The organism is Vibrio artabrorum (assembly GCF_024347295.1).
Lineage (GTDB): Bacteria > Pseudomonadota > Gammaproteobacteria > Enterobacterales > Vibrionaceae > Vibrio > Vibrio artabrorum.
In genome coordinates this window covers 1,701,772-1,722,388 of record NZ_AP025458.1, presented here as the reverse complement: position 1 = coordinate 1,722,388, position 20,617 = coordinate 1,701,772, and the positions used below count along the sequence as shown (strand labels likewise).

Sequence of the window (20,617 nt, the reverse complement as noted above, 5' to 3'; positions counted from 1 at the left end):
TTCAACATTGAGCGCGGGCGAGATCATCAGCGGTGGGGTTAGTTGTCGAGTGTTTTTGTTTCGAGCGCAGCGTGTTCAGACTCAGTAGCCTCAAGTATTTCGATAACTTCAGAGCTAGACAGTTCATGACCCATTAAAAATATTGCTAATAGGGCATCGGCTTTGGTTTTGGTGTCGGAAGGGTCGTCTAACACTTGTTCAAGCTTTTCGCGAATCATCGTAATCTCGTGCTCAACAAAACCTCTTCCTTCCTCGTCCCCTTGATGGTCGTCGGGGACGTTATCAAACTCAAGAAAAAACAGGTCACCGTCTAGGTTAGTATTCACCAAACGCTCGGGCAACCACGCTTCACCCATAACAACATCTGGGTCGGAATCACTGGGTAAGTGGTCTATAATGGATTGTAATTCTGAGACTTTCACAATGCTTCTATTTCACTGATAATATTCTTCATTGTAACGGCCAATGCAGATCAAACCTAAAATTAGTTTTCTGAAATAGCCTAAAACTGTCTATCCAGTAACACCATATTCATGACAAAGAGTAATAACATAAGAATGAAGCGCAAATATTTATCGACTCTCACTGCCTCTGGCGTGATTTTACTCAGCAGCGCTTTCCTAGGCACGAATGTGTTGGCCGCGGAAGAACAAGAGTGGGGTATCGCCGCAATGTACCGAACTGCCAGCATCCCTTATGACACGTCTGGTGGCGATCAAACGGTTAGCTCTTTTGTTCCTATGCTATTTTTCAAGAACGACTATGTATTCATTGATGGCACTGAAATGGGGGCTTATCTCTATCAAACTGACGATGACAAATGGTCTTTAAACGCGATTTCTCGGACGCGATTTATTGATATTCCCGCTTCGGAGCAAAATGCGATTGAGGGCGATACCGCCGATTTTGGTGCGCAAATCCGTTATCAATGGAATGAACAGTGGACGTTCGAAACCGAGATCATGAGCGACAGTGAGTACAATTTTCACGGTAATCTGCATGCTAAAACAAAGTATGATATCGGCGATTGGGAATTTACTCCGACAGCGACACTTCGTTACAAAAGTGCCGATTTTAATAGCGCCTATTATGCTGCCGCTGGCGAGTCGATAGGGGCGGGAGTCGATCTGAACGTCGGTGTTGAAGCGCGTTACCACGTGATTTCAAACTTGTACTTGTTGGGTTCAACCAGTGTGACTCGATTGGACGACAATGCTTATGATTCGTCGATTGTCGAAGACCGTTATCAAGGTGAGTTGTACCTGGGTTTTGGTTTCTTCAACGACAAAGAAAAAGCACCGAAACCGAAACTGAGTAATGCCCCCTATTTACGGGTCGCACATGGTTGGGCAACGCCATCGAACATTGGCGACATCATGAAGTTCAATACCGAGAAAGATGAATACAACAATCAATTGACCTCATTGTTCTACGGCCATCCGTTAACCGATGAGCTTTTTGGTTTGCCATTGGACCTGTATCTTACGCCGGGTATTGCCCATCACTGGCGTTCCGATGTTCAATCAAGCAGCACAGAATACATTGTTGCGATCAAAGCTTATTACACGTTCAATTGGCCAGCACAGTGGCGATTTGGTGTTGCGGAAGGGATGTCTTACATCGATTCGATTACCTACATTGAAGGTACTGAAATGGATCGTAAAGGGTATACAGCAAGCCATCTTTTGAACTACTTAGATTTCTCATTTGATGTGAATGTGGGCGACTTGATCGGTAAGAATGACTTGAACAACTTATGGTTGGGTTATTCATTGCATCACCGTTCTGCGATCTTTGAAAAAGCCTCTCAGTTTGGACGAATCAAAGGCGGCAGTAACTACAACACGGTTTACTTCCAATATGAGTTTTAAGCGCAGTTTTTAACGTTATCTTTAAACCAGAGTTTACTCAGTACAACTTATATTTGACCGCGCTTTCATCGCTCTTGAGAGTGCTAGCGTGATTAATCAGCCTGATAGCAAAAGGTTTTCCCTTTGCTGTCAGGCTTTTTTGTTTGAGACTTGTGATATAATCGCGCGAGTTTAATAAGTACAACAATAGGACACGCTTTGACTTCGTCTCCGGAAAAAGCAGACAACAACAAGAATGCAGCACAGCCAAGTTCTTCACAGAGCCAAGCGAAACCCAATCAAGCTGCATCGAAAAAATCTGTTGAACAATCAAAGAACAAACAAGCTGAACAATCAGCGACAAACAACAAATCATCTCAGAATAGCCCAGCCTCTCTTCGTAAAGCGCTCAATGAATGTATGATGCGCGATCGCTTCCGTTTGAGTAAGCGAATTGCGGGTGCGAGCAAAATTAAGAATGAACAAGCTAAGCACGCTGTCTTTGATGAGATTGCGTTAGACATAGCTAAGTCGATGATGACAGCCACACAGCGTGCGGCACAGAAACCGACGATTGAATACCCAGAAATTCTACCGGTTAGCCAAAAGCGCGAAGACATCGCGAAAGCCATCGCTGAAAACCAAGTGGTTATCGTCGCGGGTGAAACGGGTTCGGGTAAAACCACTCAGTTACCCAAAATCTGTTCTGAACTTGGCCGCGGCCGCTTTGGCTTAATTGGTCACACTCAGCCGCGTCGTCTTGCGGCGCGTTCGGTTGCCAACCGTATTGCTGAAGAGATGGAAACACAGCTGGGTGAGTTCGTTGGTTATAAGGTTCGATTCAACGACCAAATTTCTGATAACACCCAAATCAAATTGATGACCGACGGTATTCTACTGGCGGAAATTCAGCACGACCGATTCTTAAATCAGTACGACACCATCATCATCGATGAAGCGCACGAACGTAGCCTGAACATCGATTTCATCATGGGCTACCTGAAAGAGTTGCTGCCAAAGCGTCCTGATCTGAAAGTGATCATCACGTCGGCAACCATCGACCCAGAGCGTTTCTCGAAGCACTTTAACAATGCACCAATCATTGAAGTCTCTGGCCGTACTTACCCTGTGGATACACGTTACCGCCCATTAGGTGGTGATGAAAGTGATTCAGACCGCGACCAAATTGAAGGCATCTTCGACGCGGTTGATGAGCTGTGTGATGAAGGCCTTGGCGATATCTTGATCTTCATGAACGGTGAGCGAGAGATTCGTGATACCGCCGATGCATTAAGTAAACGTAACCTGCGTGATACTGAAATTGTGCCGCTTTACGCACGTCTATCGGCGGGTGAGCAGAACCGTATCTTCCAGTCTCATACTGGTCGACGCATCGTTCTGGCAACCAACGTGGCAGAAACCTCGTTAACGGTTCCGGGCATCAAGTATGTTATCGACCCGGGTACGGCGCGTATCAGTCGCTACAGTTACCGTACCAAGGTACAGCGCCTACCGATTGAGCCCGTGTCTCAAGCGAGTGCCAATCAGCGTAAAGGTCGTTGTGGTCGTGTTGCGGAAGGTATCTGTATTCGTCTCTACTCCGAGGAAGATTTCGAATCACGTCCAGAGTTTACTGACCCAGAAATCCTTCGTACTAACCTAGCATCGGTAATCTTGCAGATGACAGCGCTAGGCCTAGGCGACATTCAAGCGTTCCCATTTGTTGAAGCACCCGATAAGCGCAACATTCAAGATGGTGTCAGATTGCTTGAAGAGTTGGGTGCGATCGCGACAGTCGAACCGTCAGCGAACAAAAACAACAACCACGGCGATGATAAGAAGAAGCTAACCGCGATTGGTCGTAAGCTGGCGAAGCTGCCGATTGATCCACGTTTAGCGCGTATGGTGATTGAAGCGCCACGTAACCGATGCCTACACGAAGTGATGGTGATTGCGTCTGCGCTGTCGATTCAAGACCCGCGTGAGCGTCCATCAGATAAGCAACAATCATCTGATGACAAGCACAAGCGTTTCTTCGATAAAGAATCTGACTTCATCACGTTTGTGAACTTGTGGGATTACGTTAAGCAGCAACAAAAAGCGTTGTCGAGTAATCAGTTCCGCAAACAGTGTAAGCAAGATTACCTCAACTATTTGCGTATCCGTGAATGGCAAGATGTGTACTTCCAAATTCACCAAGCAATGCGTGAACTGGATACTAAGCTGAATACGGAACCGGGCAGCTACGATGGCATTCACATGTCCCTGTTATCAGGCCTGTTGTCGCACATCGGTATGAAAGACCAAGAGAAGAATGAATATCAGGGTGCACGTAATGCGCGCTTCCATATCTTCCCTGCGTCTGGCCTATTTAAGAAACAGCCTAAGTGGATCATGTCTGCTGAGCTGGTGGAAACCTCAAAACTGTGGGGCCGTGTAATTGCTAAAATTCAACCTGAATGGATTGAACCGCTAGCGAAACACCTGATTAAGCGCAGCTACAGCGAACCGCATTGGTCGAAGAAACAAGCGGCGGTCATGGCGCACGAAAAAGTGATGCTTTACGGGATCCCAATCGTACCTAAACGCCTTGTGAACTACGGCGCGATTGATGCCACCGTCAGCCGTGAGTTGTTTGTACGCAGCGCGCTTGTTGAAGGTGAGTGGGAAACCAAACACGCTTTCTTCAAGCAGAACCGTAAGCTGCTGCAAGAAGTCGAAGAGTTAGAGCATAAATCGCGTCGTCGTGACATCTTGATCGATGATGACGAACTGTTCGATTTCTATGACCAGCGTGTGGGCGAAGAGGCGGTTTCTGGTCGTCACTTTGATACTTGGTGGAAGAAGACCAGTCAGAAAACCCCTGAGCTGCTTAACTTTGAAAAATCGATGCTGTTCCGAGGCGATGCCAGCCACGTTACCGATCTGGATTACCCGAACTTCTGGCACCAAAACGGTATCAAGCTCAAGCTGAGTTACCAATTTGAACCGGGCGACGACAACGATGGTGTCACGGTACACATTCCGCTGCCTATCTTGAATCAGATTGATCAAAACGGGTTTGATTGGCAGATCCCGGGCCTTCGTCAGGAACTGGTGATTAGCCTAATTAAGTCGCTGCCGAAAACACTGCGTCGTAACTTTGTTCCTGCGCCGAACTACGCTGATGCGTTTTTAGCTCGCGTCACTCCGTTAGAAACGCCGCTATTGGACTCTCTTGAAAAAGAGCTACGCCGCATGACGGGTGTTGAAGTGGTGCGTGATGATTGGAAGTTAGACCAGATACCAGAGCACTTAAAGGTAACATTCCGTGCTGTGGATCATCGCAAGCGTAAGCTCAAGGAACAGAAAGACCTCTATGAGCTGAAAGAGAGCCTAAAAGACAAGGTTCAAGAAACGCTTTCTAAGGTTGCTGACGATGATATTGAACAGCAGAACCTGCATACGTGGAGTTTTGGCGAATTACCCAAAGTCTACCAGCAGAAGCGTGGTGGCTACGATGTTAAAGCTTTCCCAGCGCTGGTGGATACCAAAGACAGCGTAGAGATCAAACTGTTCGAAACCGAGCAAGAGCAGATCTCTGCGATGAAATCGGGTCAGCGTCGTTTAATCTTGTTGAACGTGCCGTCGCCAATCAAATACTTGCACTCGAATTTGCCGAACAAATCCAAGCTTGGCTTGTACTTCAACCCATATGGCAAGGTTCTCGATCTTATCGATGACTGTATCGCTTGTGGTATTGATAAGCTGATCGAAGAGAAGGGCGGTTTAGTTTGGGAACCTGAGCAGTTTGAAGCATTGAAAGAACACGTACGTGCAGAGTTGGGTGATACGGTTGTTGAAATAGCTCAACAGGTTGAAACCATATTAACCACGGCATTCAATATCAGTAAGAAGTTAAAAGGGCGAGTTGACCTTTCCATGGCTTTTGCGCTTTCAGACATCAAAGCTCAAGTAGAAGGCTTGATTTTTAAAGGGTTTGCCACGGAATGTGGTTGGAAACGCCTGCCAGATATTCTACGCTATATGAAAGCGATTGAGCGTCGTATGGAAAAACTACCGATTGACCCAAATAAAGATCGATTGCACATGATCAAAGTTGAGTCCGTAATGAATGATTACAAAGAGCTGCTGAATAAAATTCCAAAAGGGATCGCGGTTCCAGAAAACGTAAAAGAGGTGCGTTGGATGATAGAAGAGCTTCGTGTAAGCTTCTTCGCACAGCAACTTGGTACACCTTATCCTGTTTCAGACAAGCGAGTTAAAAATGCAATTGATGCTTGTTAAGGGAATAAAACTAGACGTAGTGGCATGATTTGGGTATAAATCTTGCTAGTATAATGATTAATTGAATAGTGATTACATACCGGGCGACTTGGTGGCAATTTATTACCACACAAGGTCGGCTATTAGGATAAAAAGGTTGAATATGAAAAAAACGTTATTGGCACTCGCACTGTTAGGTGCATCTTCAACAGCAATGGCTGATTCATGGATATACGGTGGTGTTATGGGTGGTCAAAACTCATTTGCCGGCGAAAATGAAATGGCGGTGGGGATTCATGCAGGTACCGGTATTCTTCCATTGATCGGTGTTGAAGCGGGTTACTGGAATCTTGGTTCTTTTGATAACATCAAATACGGTAATCGTAACCTAACTAACATGGATGCAAGCACCGTATACGCAGCAATTAAGCCAAGTATCGACATCGGTCCTCTGCACATATACGCGAAGGGTGGTCTTCACTCTTACCAGCTAAAGGCAGACAGCTTCAAGCAAGACGAAGTTGATATTATGTACGGTGTCGGCGCAGAATACTTCGTATTTGGCCCTGTCTCTGTTGGTGCTAGCTACCAAAAATTTAAAATGAAAGATGACGACTCAGACGTATTTACGCTAAATGCCACTATTCACCTACTGTAATTAATCAGTCAGGCGATCGTAAGTAACGATCGGATAGTCGTTAAAGAGTTCGTTAGAATTGATAAAAAATGCCAGCTTGATAGCTGGCATTTTTGTCTCTGATGTTCGGGTAATATCTAAAGAGGGACGGTTATACCAAAATCACAGTCAGTAATTGTTCAGAAATAGCGCAGGAAAAAAGCTTGAGAACAAGGCCGCTCTTTTCGACAAGCAGCTTCGATAAGTCGTTATTTTACAAGCAAACAGTCTAACGAAGTTATCGAGGTTTTTAACAAGCTAGGATGGCCGGTTATGTATCACCATTAGTATTACTTCTTGCTGTTTAGAATACGCTGAATTCTTGGATTAATCGCTTTACCGTGTTGGCTTTCGTACTCTTCACGTTTTAAATCGTTTAGGTTCTTCACCGAGTTAGCGGCAAGCAAGAATTGTGGTAATTCAGTTTCAAGCATCCCTTTCTCTTCTAAACGTTTCGCTTCCAAGTAATACTTTTTAAATAGCCCATCAAGTTTGTTCTCTGCTGTGCGTTTCAAGTCATACAGTTTGTTTTGAATCAGCCATTTTTCGATTTTGTTCACCGCTGTGCGCGACAATACACGAATGCGGCTATCTAATAACTCTTCTTCAGTTAAAGAGTCTTTCAGAATCCAAAGTTCACCCATTTGAGGCGGCCAACTGTTACCGAGTTGAATTCGCTCATGACAGTGCATTAGCACTCGATTGAGGCCATCAGAATCGACAGAGTGGGCAAACTCAATGAACTTACCACTTGGCTCACTGCCGTATTGGTATTCCCATTGTGTTTCGTACACGCTCAGGAAAGAACCGAACACATGGATACACCAATCTGTCAGCTCGAGCTCTGCCGGATCTTGATCAACGACAGGCACTTGCTGAGACTTACCAGAGTCAGTCGCGTTAGGTGTTGTCACTCTGACTTCGGTTGTTTGTGCGGCAATCACTTCACTCTGTATTGGCGCATGGGACTCAACCATTGGCGCTGGCTCAGAAGGTTGGCTTTTTGCCTTTTTGAATGAGCTGCTGCCTGAAGCGTTCAGATGGGCTAAGCTTTTGTCGATACCCATTTCCTTGAGCTTGTCCTGCATTTCCTGAATATTGAGAGGTTTTCTGGTGTTGTCTTTCATTTTGTTTCTCGTTAACTAGCCAGTATTGTAGCTTGGATTCAATTCTAGATAGTGGCATTAATTCATTGGCTTTGGCTTTATACCAGAGGACAAATTTCTTCCATACTAAATTATGGTCACCGGCGAGGCCGGAGAATTTAAACGCACGCTCTGCCCATGATGGTATCTCTTCTTCGTTCAGGTCATGCGTCGAAACGGTATTACTGTTGGTTGAACCTCGACCTTGAGGGCGAGGGGGCGGCTGCATATTTTGCATTGCCGGCGGCGCGGGTTGAAACTTAGGCGCAGGCGCAGGTGCAGTCGAGTAGACCGGTATACTATTGACCGGTTGAGCCTCAACGTGCTCCACCGCTTGCTTTTGTTCAATCAGCATTTTGAAAACGTGAATCTCTTTTTTATCTCGATAATCCACTTTCACCTTATCGAGTAAACCTTGGTCGACTAAGCATTTCAAGCAGTCTGCTAAACCAAATGTAGAGAGAGCACACAGTTCACCTGCTGTTTGCAAGCACACATTGGTGTAACCGAACTCGTCAGCACCGTCTGCAAGCATCAATAAAACCAGCTTTTCTGCCGGGCTAGACGTCTGCACTTGCCAGGCTAAATAAGAATATTTGGCGCTCAATGTTGTGTTCTCAAAAAAAGGTAAGTCGTTGTCACTATTGTAAGTCACCCCTTACTGAATTTATAGCAACTTAACAGAAAACGGGGTCGGTTAGGCAAATATTAGCCGTAACCAGAGGCCAAACAGAGAAAGTTAGCTTTAATGGCTAAAGGTCAGTTGGGTCTTTTGACTATTGGCATCACCCATTTGAATGATTTTGGGTTTTCTAGCATTAAAATTGCCGTGTTTTTAGCCAATAACAGTCTCTTTTAACGATTCAATTTGGCATTGTTAGCGTGTTTGATTAGTATGTGTAGCTATCTAAAAAAACTAATCATCCGATACGGACACTACCAACTGGTAGATGAGGAAATGATGCAACATCTAGAAGAGATCATTGCTAATGCAACGACTGCTATTGATACAGCAGATTCGTTAGTCGCACTTGATGAAGTGCGAGTTCAGTATTTAGGTAAGAAGGGTGAATTAACTCTTCAACTACAAAGCCTAGGTAAACTTCCACCTGAAGAGCGTCGCACTGCTGGTCAAGAGATCAACAAAGCGAAAGGTGCTGTTCAACAAGCGATCGCAGCTCGTAAAGACGCACTACAACGTGCAGAGCTTGAAGCGAAACTCGCTGAAGAAACCATCGATGTGAGCCTACCAGGTCGTCGCATTGAGAACGGTGGTCTTCACCCAGTGACTCGCACCGTTGAGCGTATCGAACAGTTCTTTGGTGAGCTTGGCTTTAGCACTGAGTCTGGCCCTGAGATCGAAGATGCATTCCACAACTTTGATGCACTAAACATCGCAGACGATCACCCAGCTCGTACTGATCACGATACTTTCTTCTTCAACCCTGATCTCATGCTACGTACGCACACTTCTGGTGTTCAAATCCGTACGATGGAAAACGGCAAACCGCCATTCCGCTTCATTGCTCCGGGTCGTGTTTACCGTAACGACTACGATCAAACTCACACGCCAATGTTCCACCAAGTGGAAGGTATGTTAGTGGATGAGAACGTAAACTTCGCACAACTTAAAGGCATTCTTAACGACTTCCTTTGTAACTTCTTTGAAGAAGAAGTTGAAGTGCGTTTCCGTCCTTCATTCTTCCCGTTCACAGAGCCTTCAGCTGAAGTTGACGTGAAACGTAAAGATGGCAAATGGCTAGAAGTTCTAGGCTGTGGCATGGTTCACCCTAACGTACTTCGCGCTGTTGGCATCGACCCTGAGAAATACTCTGGTTTTGCATTCGGTATGGGTGTAGAGCGTCTAACGATGCTTCGTTACGGCGTAAATGACCTTCGTGCGTTCTTCGAGAACGATCTTCGTTTCCTTAAACAATTCAAGTAATCCGGGGCAGTCAAAACTATGAAATTCAGTGAATCTTGGCTACGCGAGTGGGTTAAACCTGCAATTAACAGCGAAGAGCTAGCTCACCAAATCACTATGGCTGGTTTGGAAGTTGACGATGTAGAACCTGTAGCGGGTGTTTTCACCGGCGTTAAAGTAGGTAAAGTGGTTGAGTGCGGTCAGCACCCAGACGCAGACAAACTACAAGTTACAAAAATTGATATCGGCGAAGAAGAGCTGCTAGATATCGTTTGTGGTGCATCTAACTGTCGTCTTGGCCTAACTGTCGCAGTAGCAACCGTTGGCGCAGTATTGCCTGGTGACTTCAAAATCAAGAAAGCAAAACTACGTGGCGTTCCATCGCACGGCATGCTTTGTTCTTTCTCTGAGCTAGGCATCGACGTAGAGTCTGACGGCATCCTTGAGCTGCCTGAAGGCACAACGCTAGGGTTGGACGTACGTGAGCTTCTTGAGCTTAACGACGTCACTATCGACGTAGACCTAACAGCAAACCGCGCAGACTGCTTCAGCATCCGTGGCCTTGCTCGTGAAGTTGGCGTACTCAACCGCGCAGACGTTACAGAGCCAGCAGTTGAAGCTGTTGCAACAAGCATTGAAGACACAGTCTCTGTTGAAATCAAAGCAACGGATGCTTGTCCACGTTACCTTGGCCGTGTGGTTAAGAACGTAAACGTGAAAGCGGAATCTCCAATCTGGATGCAAGAAAAACTGCGCCGTTGTGGTATCCGTTCAATCGACCCAGTGGTAGACATCACAAACTACGTGATGCTAGAGCAAGGCCAACCAATGCACGCATTTGATCTGGCTAAGATCGAAGGCGGTATCGTGGTTCGTCTAGCAGAGCAGGGCGAAAAACTAACACTTCTCGATGGCAACGAAGCTGAACTTAACAGCAACACACTTGTTATCGCAGACCACAACAAAGCACTAGCTATCGCTGGTATCTTTGGCGGTCAAGATTCAGGTGTTACGACTGAAACGACAGACGTACTTCTTGAAGCAGCATTCTTCGCACCGGATCACATCCGTGGTCGCGCACGTGCTTACGGCCTTCACACAGATTCTTCTCTACGTTTCGAACGTGGTGTTGATTCAACACTTCAAGCAGCAGCAATGGAGCGTGCAACACAGCTTCTCGTTGAAATCTGTGGTGGTGAAGTTGCGCCAGTAAACGGCAGCGAATCTGAAGCTGATCTTCCTAAAGCAAACGTAGTTGCTCTACGTCGCGCTAAGCTAGACAGCCTACTCGGTCACGAAATCCCATCTACAGACGTAGTGGAAATTCTTACTCGCCTAGGTTGTGAAGTTGAAAGCACTGATGCAGGTTGGACGGCAACGTCTCCATCTTGGCGTTTTGATATCGCAATCGAGCAAGACCTAATTGAAGAAGTAGGTCGTATCTACGGTTACGATAACATTCCAAACCAAGCGCCTAAAGCGGCACTTAAAATGAATGACCACAAAGAAGCTAACCAACCGCTTAAGCGCGTTCGTGACCTTCTTGTAGACCGTGGCTACCACGAAGCAATCACATACAGCTTCGTTGAGCCAGAGCAGCAAAAACTGATCGTTCCAGATGTTGAGCCGCTGATCCTGCCATTCCCAATCTCTGCGGACATGTCAGCAATGCGTCTTGGCCTAATCCAAGGTCTTCTAAACACTGTTGTTCACAATCAGAAGCGTCAACAGCCACGTGTTCGTCTGTTCGAATCAGGCCTACGTTTCATCCCTGAAGCAACGGCTGAAAACGGCATGCGTCAAGAAATGATGCTTGCGGGCGTTATCTCTGGTGCTCGTAGTGAAGAGCACTGGGACATGGCAACGAACACTGTCGATTTCTTCGATCTTAAAGGTGACCTAGAAGCCGTTCTTGAGCTTTCTGCAAACGAAATCGCATACAGCTTCAAAGCTCTTTCTTCAGAAGCAAAAGAGCGCAACCCAGCACTTCACCCAGGTCAGTCAGCAATGATTATGGCTAACGGCAAAGAAGTGGGTATCATTGGTACTGTTCACCCAGAGCTAGAGCGTAAGTTTGGTCTTAACGGCCGTACTATCGTATTCGAAATCGAATGGGCAGCTATCAACACTCGCGTGCTTCCAGAAGCCGTAGCCGTATCTAAGTTCCCTGCAAACCGTCGTGATATCGCAGTTGTTGTTGACGAAGCAGTCGCTTCTGGCGACATCGTAGAAGCGTGTATCGCAGCGGGTGGCGAATTCCTAACAGGCGCTAAACTGTTCGACGTTTACGTTGGTCAAGGCGTTGAAGAAGGTAAGAAGAGCCTAGCAATCGCACTTAGCCTACAGTCTGTAGAGCGCACACTTGAAGATGCAGACATCGCTGGTTCAGTAGATGCTATCGTAGCTTCAATCTCAGAGAAATTCGGCGCAGCACTTCGCGACTAATCTCTTCTGATAGATAGAAAAACCAAAGGCCTCGCATTGCGAGGCCTTTTTTGTTTTTATCGGTAGAGTCGGGGGCTAACTGAGAATTGGACAATGTTGAGTTACGATCCATAGAGTACTTTGACTTTTCGGATTTGCGTCCTGCCTGCATGTGGTCGGCTAAATTTATGGCTCCATTATACTAATAAGAATCAATTTTGTTATCTCGTGGAAAAGTGATGGCGTTAGCGGTGAGGTATCTTGCTCGTAGCTTCCGCATTTTTTCCAAACACCTTACTGTTGACCCAGCTAGCAAACAGTTTGTAGCTGGCCCTGTGTTCCATTCCCCTTACCGAAACCAACCAATAGTGCTTGTTTGTCAGTACTGCTTGATAAGGTGCGACTAGCTCGCCTGACAGGATAAGATCCTTGACAAGGGTCCAACGCCCGATGGCTAGACCAATCCCCGACGTCGCGGCAGAGAGTGTGCTGTGAAAGTTATCGACTAGGAACCGGTTGTTGTTGCTCGCAACGTAGTCGCTATTGTTTAGCCACTGCATCCAGTTCGACGAGTTGACGTTATCTATTAAGGTTAGTTCCGATAAAGTTTGGTTCGTGAATAAGAGCTTGTGTTTGCGAGCATAGGCTGGACTGCAGATGGGTACAATACTCTCGCGTATCACTGGCTCGGTATGAAACTCACTAACCCTGTCGGCATAGACAATCGCCAAATCCATCGACTCGTCGTTGAAGGTCTGCGAAACGCTCGACGTGACCACGCGAACATTCATTTGCGGATATTGTTCAAGAAAGCTCGGCAGTGCGGGAATGAGCACGCGCGATGCAAACGACGGGGATGCGCCAATGCGCAATTCACCGGTAGGCGTTGGGTCTTTCAGATCAGAGATCACATTATCAATGACTTTGTAGGAGTGCTTGACTGCAACATATAGCTGTTTGCCTTCAGGGGTTAATACTATTCGTCGGATCTGACGGATAAAAAGCTTACTGCCGATTTCATCTTCGAGCTGTTTTATTCTATAACTCACAGCTCCTTGAGTTATACCGAATTTTTTCCCTGCTTCGGTAAAACTCAGGGTTTCTGCTGTAGCGAGGAATAGGTAAATATTATTGTGGTTGGCACTGGTACGGAGCATATTACGATACCGTTATGGATTAACTCAGTTAATTTATAGCGTATTTTTTATGATTTGTTAACCCAATTTGAATGTGAAAAACTAATGCATCTAATCACTAAATGGTAATCAAACATGAAAAAGTTATTGAAAGTTGCCGTAATCGGTGCTGGTTCGAGTTACACACCTGAATTAGTAGAAGGTCTGCTAAAACGCGTTAAAACGATGCCAATCGGCGAGTTGTGGCTAGTTGATATTGAAGATAGCTGGTGGAAAGCGGAAATTATCTACGGTCTGACCAAGCGTATGGCTGACAAAGTCGGAAGTAAGATGCAGATCCACTTGACCACCAATCGCGCGGATGCGTTGAAAGATGCGGATTTTGTCTGCTCGCAGTTTAGAGCTGGCTGTCTAGAAAGCCGCATCCGAGACGAACGCATTGCAGCCGAGCATGGCATGATAGCCCAGGAAACCAACGGCATTGTTGGTTATGCCAATGCTTGTCGCACTATTCCTGTAGCGCTAGAAATTGCCTACGAGATGGAAGAGCTCTGCCCGAACGCATGGCTTCTTAACTTCACCAATCCATCGGGTATGGTGACAGAGGCCATTTTGCGTAACAGCACGACTAAAACTATAGGACTGTGTAATGTGCCGGTCAATATGGAACGCGGTGCGAAGGAGTTGTTGGACGCTGACAATGATGATTTTTTTATTCAGATTGCTGGTTTGAACCACTTGGTGTGGGCGCGTCAAATCATCCATAAAAAACAGGACAAAATGCAGTTTGTTATCAACGAGGTGTTGGCGGGAAACGACAAGATGCGTCCACAAAATATCGCGCAGTTCACCTGGTCAGAAGCCCTGCTGAAGAATATGAATATGTTGCCTTGCTCGTACTTGCGTTACTACTATGCAAGCGAAGATATCCTCGAAAAGGAGATTGCTAAAAATAGCGAAGCGGTAAACCGGGCTGATGTCGTAAAAGCGATCGAAGAAAGGCTATTTAATGTTTACAAAGACGAAAACTTGAACGAAAAACCGAAAGAGCTTGAGCTTCGTGGTGGTCAGTACTATTCAGAGTCGGCGTGCAAAATTATGAATGCCATCCATAACAACACTGGTGAGATCATGCATGTCAACACCGTTAACAACGGTGCGATCGATGGCCTGCCGGACGATTGTGCGGTCGAAGTCAGCGCGATTATCCGCTCGTCGGGCGCGCACCCGCTTAGTGTCTCGGCGTTCCCTGAAGATACGCTTCGCTTGCTTCAGACCATGAAGACCTTTGAAAGACTGACAATTGAATCGGCAATGAAAGGCGATGTCGAAACCGGCTTACGTGCTCTTACGATCAACCCGATTGTTGGGACTGGTGTGAAGCTTGAGCGTGCGCTTAAAGATATGCTTATCCAAAATGCCCATCAGCTCCCTCAATTCAAACCTGAAAGCTTTGAAATTTTACAGGGGTAATCATGAAACTGATCATTAATGCCGATGACTTTGGCCTGACTAAAGGAGTCAATGCCGGCATAGTCGAAGCTATAAAAAATGGGGTCGTGACATCTACGACGCTAATGGTGAATCAGTTAGGCACTGCTGATGCTATTGATTTGATCCATAAACACAAGCTGGAAAATATCGGGTTGCACGTTAATTTGACGTTGGGAAAGTCGATTTCTAAACCGGAAGACATTCCAAGTCTAGTTGATGGTAACGGTGAATTTCATAGCCGCAATTACCTAGCGAATAATGCTGAGCAAGTCAATGCAGAGCACGTATATATTGAGGCCATGAATCAATATCTGAAAGCTAAGTTTTATGGTGTCGAAATTGATCACTTCGATTCCCATCACTTTGCCGCTTTTTTACCTAACTTGAGAGATGGCTTTATTAAGTTTGCTAATGAAATAGGTTTGGCGTCTCGCAGAGCCGATTACTATATCGATGATCTTCAGGCACTTGAAGTGAAAACAACGGATAAATTCAGTGCCCAGTTTTACGGCGATCGAGCCAATATCGAAGGTTTAAAAGAGACCATTCGCGTATTAAAAGATAGCGACAACAAGACTACCATCGAAATTATGGCTCATCCAGGCTATTCAGACTATGAGCTTAACTACCTGTCATCATATACAACACAACGTGAACATGAACTGAGAGTCTTGTTATCAGAAGAAATCAAAATCTGGTTACAGGTGCAAGAAATAGAACTCATCGACTTCAAAGGAATCAAATAATGAAAATCAACGTTTTTGGGTACCTGCAAAAAATTGGACAAGCCTTGATGATCCCGATTGCAGCCCTTCCTGCTGCGGCGATTCTAATGGGTATCGGCTACTGGATTGATCCCGTCAGTTGGGGTCATGATAGCCAAATCGCGGCCTTCTTAATTAAATCCGGCGGTGCAATTCTTAAGAATATACCTATTTTGTTTGCTGTCGGTATTGCTTTTGGTATGTCGAAAGACCGTGACGGCGCGGCGGCACTTTCCGGACTGGTCTGTTGGCTGGTGGTGATGGCGTTGCTTGAACCCACAACCATGGCAATGATCAAAGGTATGGATGTTGCTGATATTCCAGAGGCATTTAATAAGGTCGACAACCAGTTTGTGGCGATCATTGTCGGTGTAGTTGTTGCTGCTATTTATAACCGCTTCTCCGAGACACAATTGCCAAAAGCGCTCTCGTTTTTCAGCGGTAAGCGACTAGTACCTATCCTATCGGCTGTTGCGGGTATCTTTATCTCGGGAGTCTTGATTGAAATCTGGAATGGTATGTTCACTGCGATGACCAACTTCGGTGTTTGGATGTATGCTCAGGATTCTATCGGTGCAGGCCTGTTTGGCTTTTTCAACCGCTTGCTGATCCCAACTGGCCTTCACCATGCCATCAATCCAGTATTCTGGTATGACGTTGCCGGTATCAATGATATGCCAACCTTTCTTGGTGGTGCCCAATCTATTGCTGATGGAACGGCGCAACCGGGTGTGACAGGGCGTTATATGGCCGGCTTCTTTCCTATATTGATGTTCGGTCTACCTGCTGCAGGTCTGGCGATGTATGTCACAGCCCATAAGAAGAATAAAACTCGTGTTGCTTCACTGGTTATTGCGGCGTCTTTTGCTTCTTTCTTCACTGGTGTGAGCGAACCGCTTGAGTTTGCGTTCATGTTCACAGCACCGATGCTGTTTGTTCTGCATGCATTATTGATGGGGCTGTCGATGTATATCGCGTCGTCAATGGAGTGGATTTCGGGCTTTGGTTTCTCTGCTGGCTTGGTAGATCTAGTGCTTCAAGCACGAAATCCGCTGGCAACCAACTGGTATATGCTAGTACCGCAGGGCTTGATGTTCGGTTTTATTTATTTTATCACTTTCCGCTTTGCGATTCTTAAGTTCAACTTGAAGACGCTGGGCCGCGAAGACGAGTCTGAATTGCAGGCTGAAGCGATGGCGGTATCCAATTTGGACGAGCTTGCTAACTCGTATGTTGAAGCTCTTGGAGGTAAGGATAACCTAACGGAAATCAATGCTTGTATCACCCGTCTGCGTCTTTCTGTTAAAGACAAGTCGCTGGTTTGTGACAACAAAATCAAGGCGCTTGGTTCACTGGGTATCGTCCATGTGGGTGAGAAGAACCTACAGATTATTGTTGGCACTCAAGCTGAGTCTATCAGCCTACTAATGAAAAAAGCTTAAGGAAGATGATGACTAGTAACGCACTTTTACGTTTACCAGTAATTCTGATGTCATCAGTGATGGGGGTTGCAGGGCTGGCTAACGCTGCTAAAGCATCTGGAATCAGCTTTCTCGCCCCTACCGTCACTTTGGTAGCGACAGGTGCCATGGTCATGTTGCTGATCTTTACCTTGAGCTTTTGTGCAAGGTATATGAAAAAATCGACACAATATTTTGATGAAATGGCGAGTGTGGTTAGTCGCCATTTTCTATCATGTGGAACGATTTCCCTGTTCTTACTTTCTGGGCTGTTTAATAGCACAACTCTTTGGGTGCTTGGCGTGGCAATTCAAGTCCCACTATTTATTATTATCCTTACATGTTGGATATACAATTATAAAAACCTACTAACTAACTTCAATCCAACATTCTTGATCCCGCCATTGGCAAATGTGGTCTGTGCCATCTTTGTACCTGAGTGGTTGAAAGGATTCGGTTACTTTATGTATTTAGTCGGTACATTGGTTGGGGGAGGGATTTATTTGATGTTATTTTTACATTTAGTTAAAAAAGTATTCATCGCCAAACCGTTATATCCGACTTACTTTATCATGATGGCAACACCGTCAATGTTTTTCTTGGGGCTGCAAACTTACGCGATTCGATTATCGGTCGTAGGTGTGGGTTACTATGCTTGGGCAGTTATCGCATCGATAGCGCTATTTTTCAATATAAGAAAAATTATTACAACCAACTTTAGTATGGCTTATTGGGCCCTTACCTTTCCAATGGCAGCGTTCACGACGGCAACCTACAAGTATGCTTATTTAACCGGTGCTCCGCTCTGGTTCGGACACAGTCTATTAGTAATAACATTTTTGATATTGCTTAAGGTTATCGCTAGAACAGTTTTGAACCGTCACCACCTCTTATTGCCGCAATAACGATTTATTTCCATCAATTATTAGGGAATGGTCGAGAAAACCATGCCAGAAAATTATACTAGGAGAGTACAATGCGATTGATACCACTACAAAACGCCAGCCAAGTTAGCAAGTGGGCGGCAAGATACATTGCTCAGTGCATCAATGAGTTTCAACCAACGGCAGACTGTCCATTTGTACTCGGTCTACCGACTGGCGGTACGCCGCTGGCGACTTACCGTGAGCTGATTCAAATGAACCGAAAAGGGGATGTTAGCTTCAAGCATGTCGTTACCTTCAATATGGATGAGTACGTGGGGATCTCCACGTCTCACCCGCGGTCATACCGCACTTTCATGTTTGACAATTTCTTTAATCATATTGATATTCAACTAGAAAATATTAACTTACTCGGCGGTAATACCGGTGACAACGATGCAGAATGCCGGCGTTATGAAGCTAAGATTAAGTCCTACGGCAAGATTAACTTGTTCATGGGCGGGGTAGGTACCGATGGTCACATTGCTTTTAATGAGCCGGCGTCTTCACTTGCTTCGCGGACACGGGTGAAAACTCTTACTGAAGAGACCCGCATCGCTAACTCGCGATTCTTCGATTCGGATATCAATCAAGTGCCAAAATCAGCCTTGACAATTGGTGTCGGCACCTTGTTGGACGCCGAGGAAATCCTGCTTCTTATCACCGGTCATAACAAGGCGTTGGCATTGGAAGCTGCCGTGGAAGGGCCGGTAAACCATCTATGGACGGTATCGGCGTTGCAATTACACCCTAAAACAGTGATCGTCTGCGATGCGTCAGCCACCCAGGAACTGAAAGTCAAGACACTGAACTATTTCTTCGAGCTGGAAGCGGAAAATATCAAAAAGTTTTAAACTTGGAGCAGGCAAACAAGCAATTTCAGTTGACGAATCCGCATGTAGCAAGGGTGACTTTGTAATTTAAACGCTAGCTGATTATTGGAACGCTGGTCTTGGGGTGCAATGCGTTTGGGTCAAACTCGTGTTTTAAGTCAGCTTAGCTAATGCCACTGAACTATAGCCTTTAGTAACTCAATTTCTACTGCGTTCACCCTTGATAGTGGTAGAATCCTCGCATCAGAAATATCGAAAACCTAGGTATTTATAAACAATGTTTATCCATCATGTAAATGGCATCGACTGCTGGTGATTACCGCCTTTGAAGAACTGAAGCCGATGTTTATCGAAGATGCTGGCCCAATCCCATCTTACTTCTCTAGCAACAGTGAGTTGAGTCTGATTGAGCAAGCCAAGTACAACTATGGTTTTTTGCCGACACTTCGCGGTGTGATCATCGATACAGGCACCTATCAAAGTAAAGATCTTGAAGAAGATTTAAACCCACAGCTTACGTGTATTGTGAAGGGTCATTTATGTTCTAAATTCCCCTTGACCTGTCTACAACTTCACACTTTATAGTGGCTACATTGAGTGAGAGGGGCGCTTTCTGTGTTCCCTCTAAAGTAAGTAGAGAGGCACTATGAAACGTTTAATTCTAAACATCACACTCTTGGTATTCATGACGCTTGGAAGCATTAGTGCCATGGCTCATGATTCAACGCTTAAGTACGGTATTGCAATATCTCACGATAGTGAGCAAATTGCGTATGGCAAAAGTGGGAGCGGGAATACGGCACTGATCTTCATTCACGGTTGGAGCTTAGACAGCAGGCTGTGGCAAAACCAAGTGAGTGAGTTTTCAAAGCAGTATCAAGTGATCACTATGGACTTAGCTGGGCACGGTAACTCGTCGTTTAATCGCGAAGAGTACACCATGGTTGCGTTCGCTGAAGACATCAAAACAGTCATCGAAAAAGAACAACTCGAATCCGTCATCTTAGTTGGTCATTCGATGGCAGGTGGTGTTATTGCAGAAGCCGCTAAACTGATGCCAAAAAGAGTGGAGGGCATTATTGGTGTCGACACATCGCAAAACGTCTCACTAGCCGTTTCACAAAGCGACCTAGATGCAATGACCAAACCCTTTGAAACAGACTTCCAAGCCGGCATTACCATGTTCGTGAAAGACTCGCTACCAAAAGACGTAGACACAGATTTACTCTACTGGGTAACACAAGACATGGCATCAGCACCGCCAGCTATCGCGATAAACCAGTTCCGCCATTATCTAAGTCAATATGTAACAGGCGAAGCACACCGCGTGTATGAGAACGTGAATGTACCAGTAATTTTAGTGAACGCTCTCCTATGGCCAACGGATTCAGAAGTGAACAAGCAACACATTAGGATTACAGCATTTACTACATTGAAGACTCAGGTCATTTCCCAATGCTTGAACAACCACAGCAGTTCAACACAATGTTGATGAAAGCGGTTAAGTCAGTGAAGTAGGGCGCTGTCGTTGTTAAATGATAGTGGTAACCGTTGATAGAAGAACTAAGGCCTCGCGATTGCGGGGTCTTTTTGTTAGTTGGAGGTTTTGCTAGCTAATTTCATTCCCAATGTGCGAGTAATGATCGCATCGTTCATTCGTTTATGGTCCTTAAACGACGGCCTCATAGTTATATAAATGCTCTATCACCCCCCCTAGATAAG

14 protein-coding genes and 2 pseudogenes are annotated in these 20,617 nt (G+C 45.6%); 12 read left to right on the top strand and 4 right to left on the bottom strand.

The window, feature by feature from the left end:
- Nucleotides 1-38 precede the first annotated feature (38 nt).
- Nucleotides 39-425, bottom strand: a complete 387-nt coding sequence (locus OCU36_RS07765; RefSeq protein ID WP_261839712.1) for a VC1380 family protein — start codon at nucleotides 423-425, stop codon at nucleotides 39-41.
- Between the two features lie 132 nt (nucleotides 426-557).
- Here OCU36_RS07765 and OCU36_RS07760 point away from each other — a divergent pair, with 132 nt between their 5' ends.
- The 3 genes from OCU36_RS07760 to OCU36_RS07750 all read left to right on the top strand — a co-directional run bounded on the left by OCU36_RS07760 (nucleotide 558) and on the right by OCU36_RS07750 (nucleotide 6,774).
- Nucleotides 558-1,871 carry a MipA/OmpV family protein gene (locus OCU36_RS07760; protein WP_261837475.1) on the top strand — a complete coding sequence of 438 codons (1,314 nt, stop codon included), beginning with the start codon at nucleotides 558-560 and terminating at the stop codon, nucleotides 1,869-1,871.
- A 198-nt stretch (nucleotides 1,872-2,069) separates the two neighbouring features.
- Nucleotides 2,070-6,137 carry an ATP-dependent RNA helicase HrpA gene (gene hrpA / locus OCU36_RS07755; protein ID WP_261837474.1) on the top strand — a complete coding sequence of 1,356 codons (4,068 nt, stop codon included), beginning with the start codon at nucleotides 2,070-2,072 and terminating at the stop codon, nucleotides 6,135-6,137.
- 142 nt (nucleotides 6,138-6,279) lie between these two features.
- Nucleotides 6,280-6,774: a porin family protein gene (locus OCU36_RS07750; protein WP_261837473.1), complete on the top strand. Its 495-nt coding sequence runs from the start codon at nucleotides 6,280-6,282 to the stop codon at nucleotides 6,772-6,774.
- Between the two features lie 308 nt (nucleotides 6,775-7,082).
- Here the strand turns inward: OCU36_RS07750 and OCU36_RS07745 are convergent, their stop codons facing one another.
- Together OCU36_RS07745 and OCU36_RS07740 are read right to left on the bottom strand one after the other, a co-directional pair.
- Entirely contained in the window at nucleotides 7,083-7,859 is a 777-nt protein-coding gene (locus tag OCU36_RS07745) for a hypothetical protein (RefSeq protein ID WP_261839711.1), read from the bottom strand.
- The gene (locus OCU36_RS07740) at nucleotides 7,780-8,544 is read right to left on the bottom strand and encodes a hypothetical protein (protein ID WP_261837472.1); all 765 of its coding nucleotides are present in this window, start codon (nucleotides 8,542-8,544) and stop codon (nucleotides 7,780-7,782) included. The genes OCU36_RS07745 and OCU36_RS07740 overlap by 80 nt, the downstream gene beginning before the upstream one ends.
- 354 nt (nucleotides 8,545-8,898) lie before the next feature.
- Here OCU36_RS07740 and pheS point away from each other — a divergent pair, with 354 nt between their 5' ends.
- Together pheS and pheT are read left to right on the top strand one after the other, a co-directional pair.
- On the top strand, nucleotides 8,899-9,882 hold the full coding sequence (gene pheS, locus OCU36_RS07735; protein ID WP_261839710.1) for a phenylalanine--tRNA ligase subunit alpha: 984 nt from the start codon (nucleotides 8,899-8,901) through the stop codon (nucleotides 9,880-9,882).
- An 18-nt stretch (nucleotides 9,883-9,900) separates the two neighbouring features.
- The gene (gene pheT, locus OCU36_RS07730) at nucleotides 9,901-12,306 is read left to right on the top strand and encodes a phenylalanine--tRNA ligase subunit beta (RefSeq protein ID WP_261837471.1); all 2,406 of its coding nucleotides are present in this window, start codon (nucleotides 9,901-9,903) and stop codon (nucleotides 12,304-12,306) included.
- 224 nt (nucleotides 12,307-12,530) lie between these two features.
- Here the strand turns inward: pheT and OCU36_RS07725 are convergent, their stop codons facing one another.
- Nucleotides 12,531-13,442 (bottom strand): LysR substrate-binding domain-containing protein, encoded by a 912-nt coding sequence (locus OCU36_RS07725; protein ID WP_261837470.1) that lies wholly within the window; start codon nucleotides 13,440-13,442, stop codon nucleotides 12,531-12,533.
- A gap of 114 nt (nucleotides 13,443-13,556) precedes the next feature.
- On the opposite strand from OCU36_RS07725, the gene OCU36_RS07720 reads away from it, so the two are divergent.
- The 7 genes and pseudogenes from OCU36_RS07720 (at nucleotide 13,557) to OCU36_RS07690 (ending at nucleotide 20,413) form a co-directional block, all read left to right on the top strand.
- Nucleotides 13,557-14,894: a 6-phospho-beta-glucosidase gene (locus OCU36_RS07720; RefSeq protein ID WP_261837469.1), complete on the top strand. Its 1,338-nt coding sequence runs from the start codon at nucleotides 13,557-13,559 to the stop codon at nucleotides 14,892-14,894.
- A gap of 2 nt (nucleotides 14,895-14,896) precedes the next feature.
- Nucleotides 14,897-15,661, top strand: coding sequence for a ChbG/HpnK family deacetylase (locus OCU36_RS07715; RefSeq protein WP_261837468.1), 765 nt, complete (start codon nucleotides 14,897-14,899; stop codon nucleotides 15,659-15,661).
- 5 nt (nucleotides 15,662-15,666) lie between these two features.
- On the top strand, nucleotides 15,667-17,121 hold the full coding sequence (nagE, locus tag OCU36_RS07710) for an N-acetylglucosamine-specific PTS transporter subunit IIBC (RefSeq protein ID WP_261839709.1): 1,455 nt from the start codon (nucleotides 15,667-15,669) through the stop codon (nucleotides 17,119-17,121).
- Between the two features lie 5 nt (nucleotides 17,122-17,126).
- Nucleotides 17,127-18,044 (top strand): SLAC1 family transporter, encoded by a 918-nt coding sequence (locus OCU36_RS07705; protein WP_261837467.1) that lies wholly within the window; start codon nucleotides 17,127-17,129, stop codon nucleotides 18,042-18,044.
- 71 nt (nucleotides 18,045-18,115) lie between these two features.
- Nucleotides 18,116-18,916 carry a glucosamine-6-phosphate deaminase gene (gene nagB / locus OCU36_RS07700; RefSeq protein ID WP_261837466.1) on the top strand — a complete coding sequence of 267 codons (801 nt, stop codon included), beginning with the start codon at nucleotides 18,116-18,118 and terminating at the stop codon, nucleotides 18,914-18,916.
- A 256-nt stretch (nucleotides 18,917-19,172) separates the two neighbouring features.
- Nucleotides 19,173-19,429: pseudogene (locus OCU36_RS07695) on the top strand (cytosolic protein); the annotation flags it as partial.
- A gap of 112 nt (nucleotides 19,430-19,541) precedes the next feature.
- Nucleotides 19,542-20,413, top strand: a pseudogene (locus tag OCU36_RS07690) (alpha/beta fold hydrolase).
- Nucleotides 20,414-20,617: the final 204 nt, after the last annotated feature.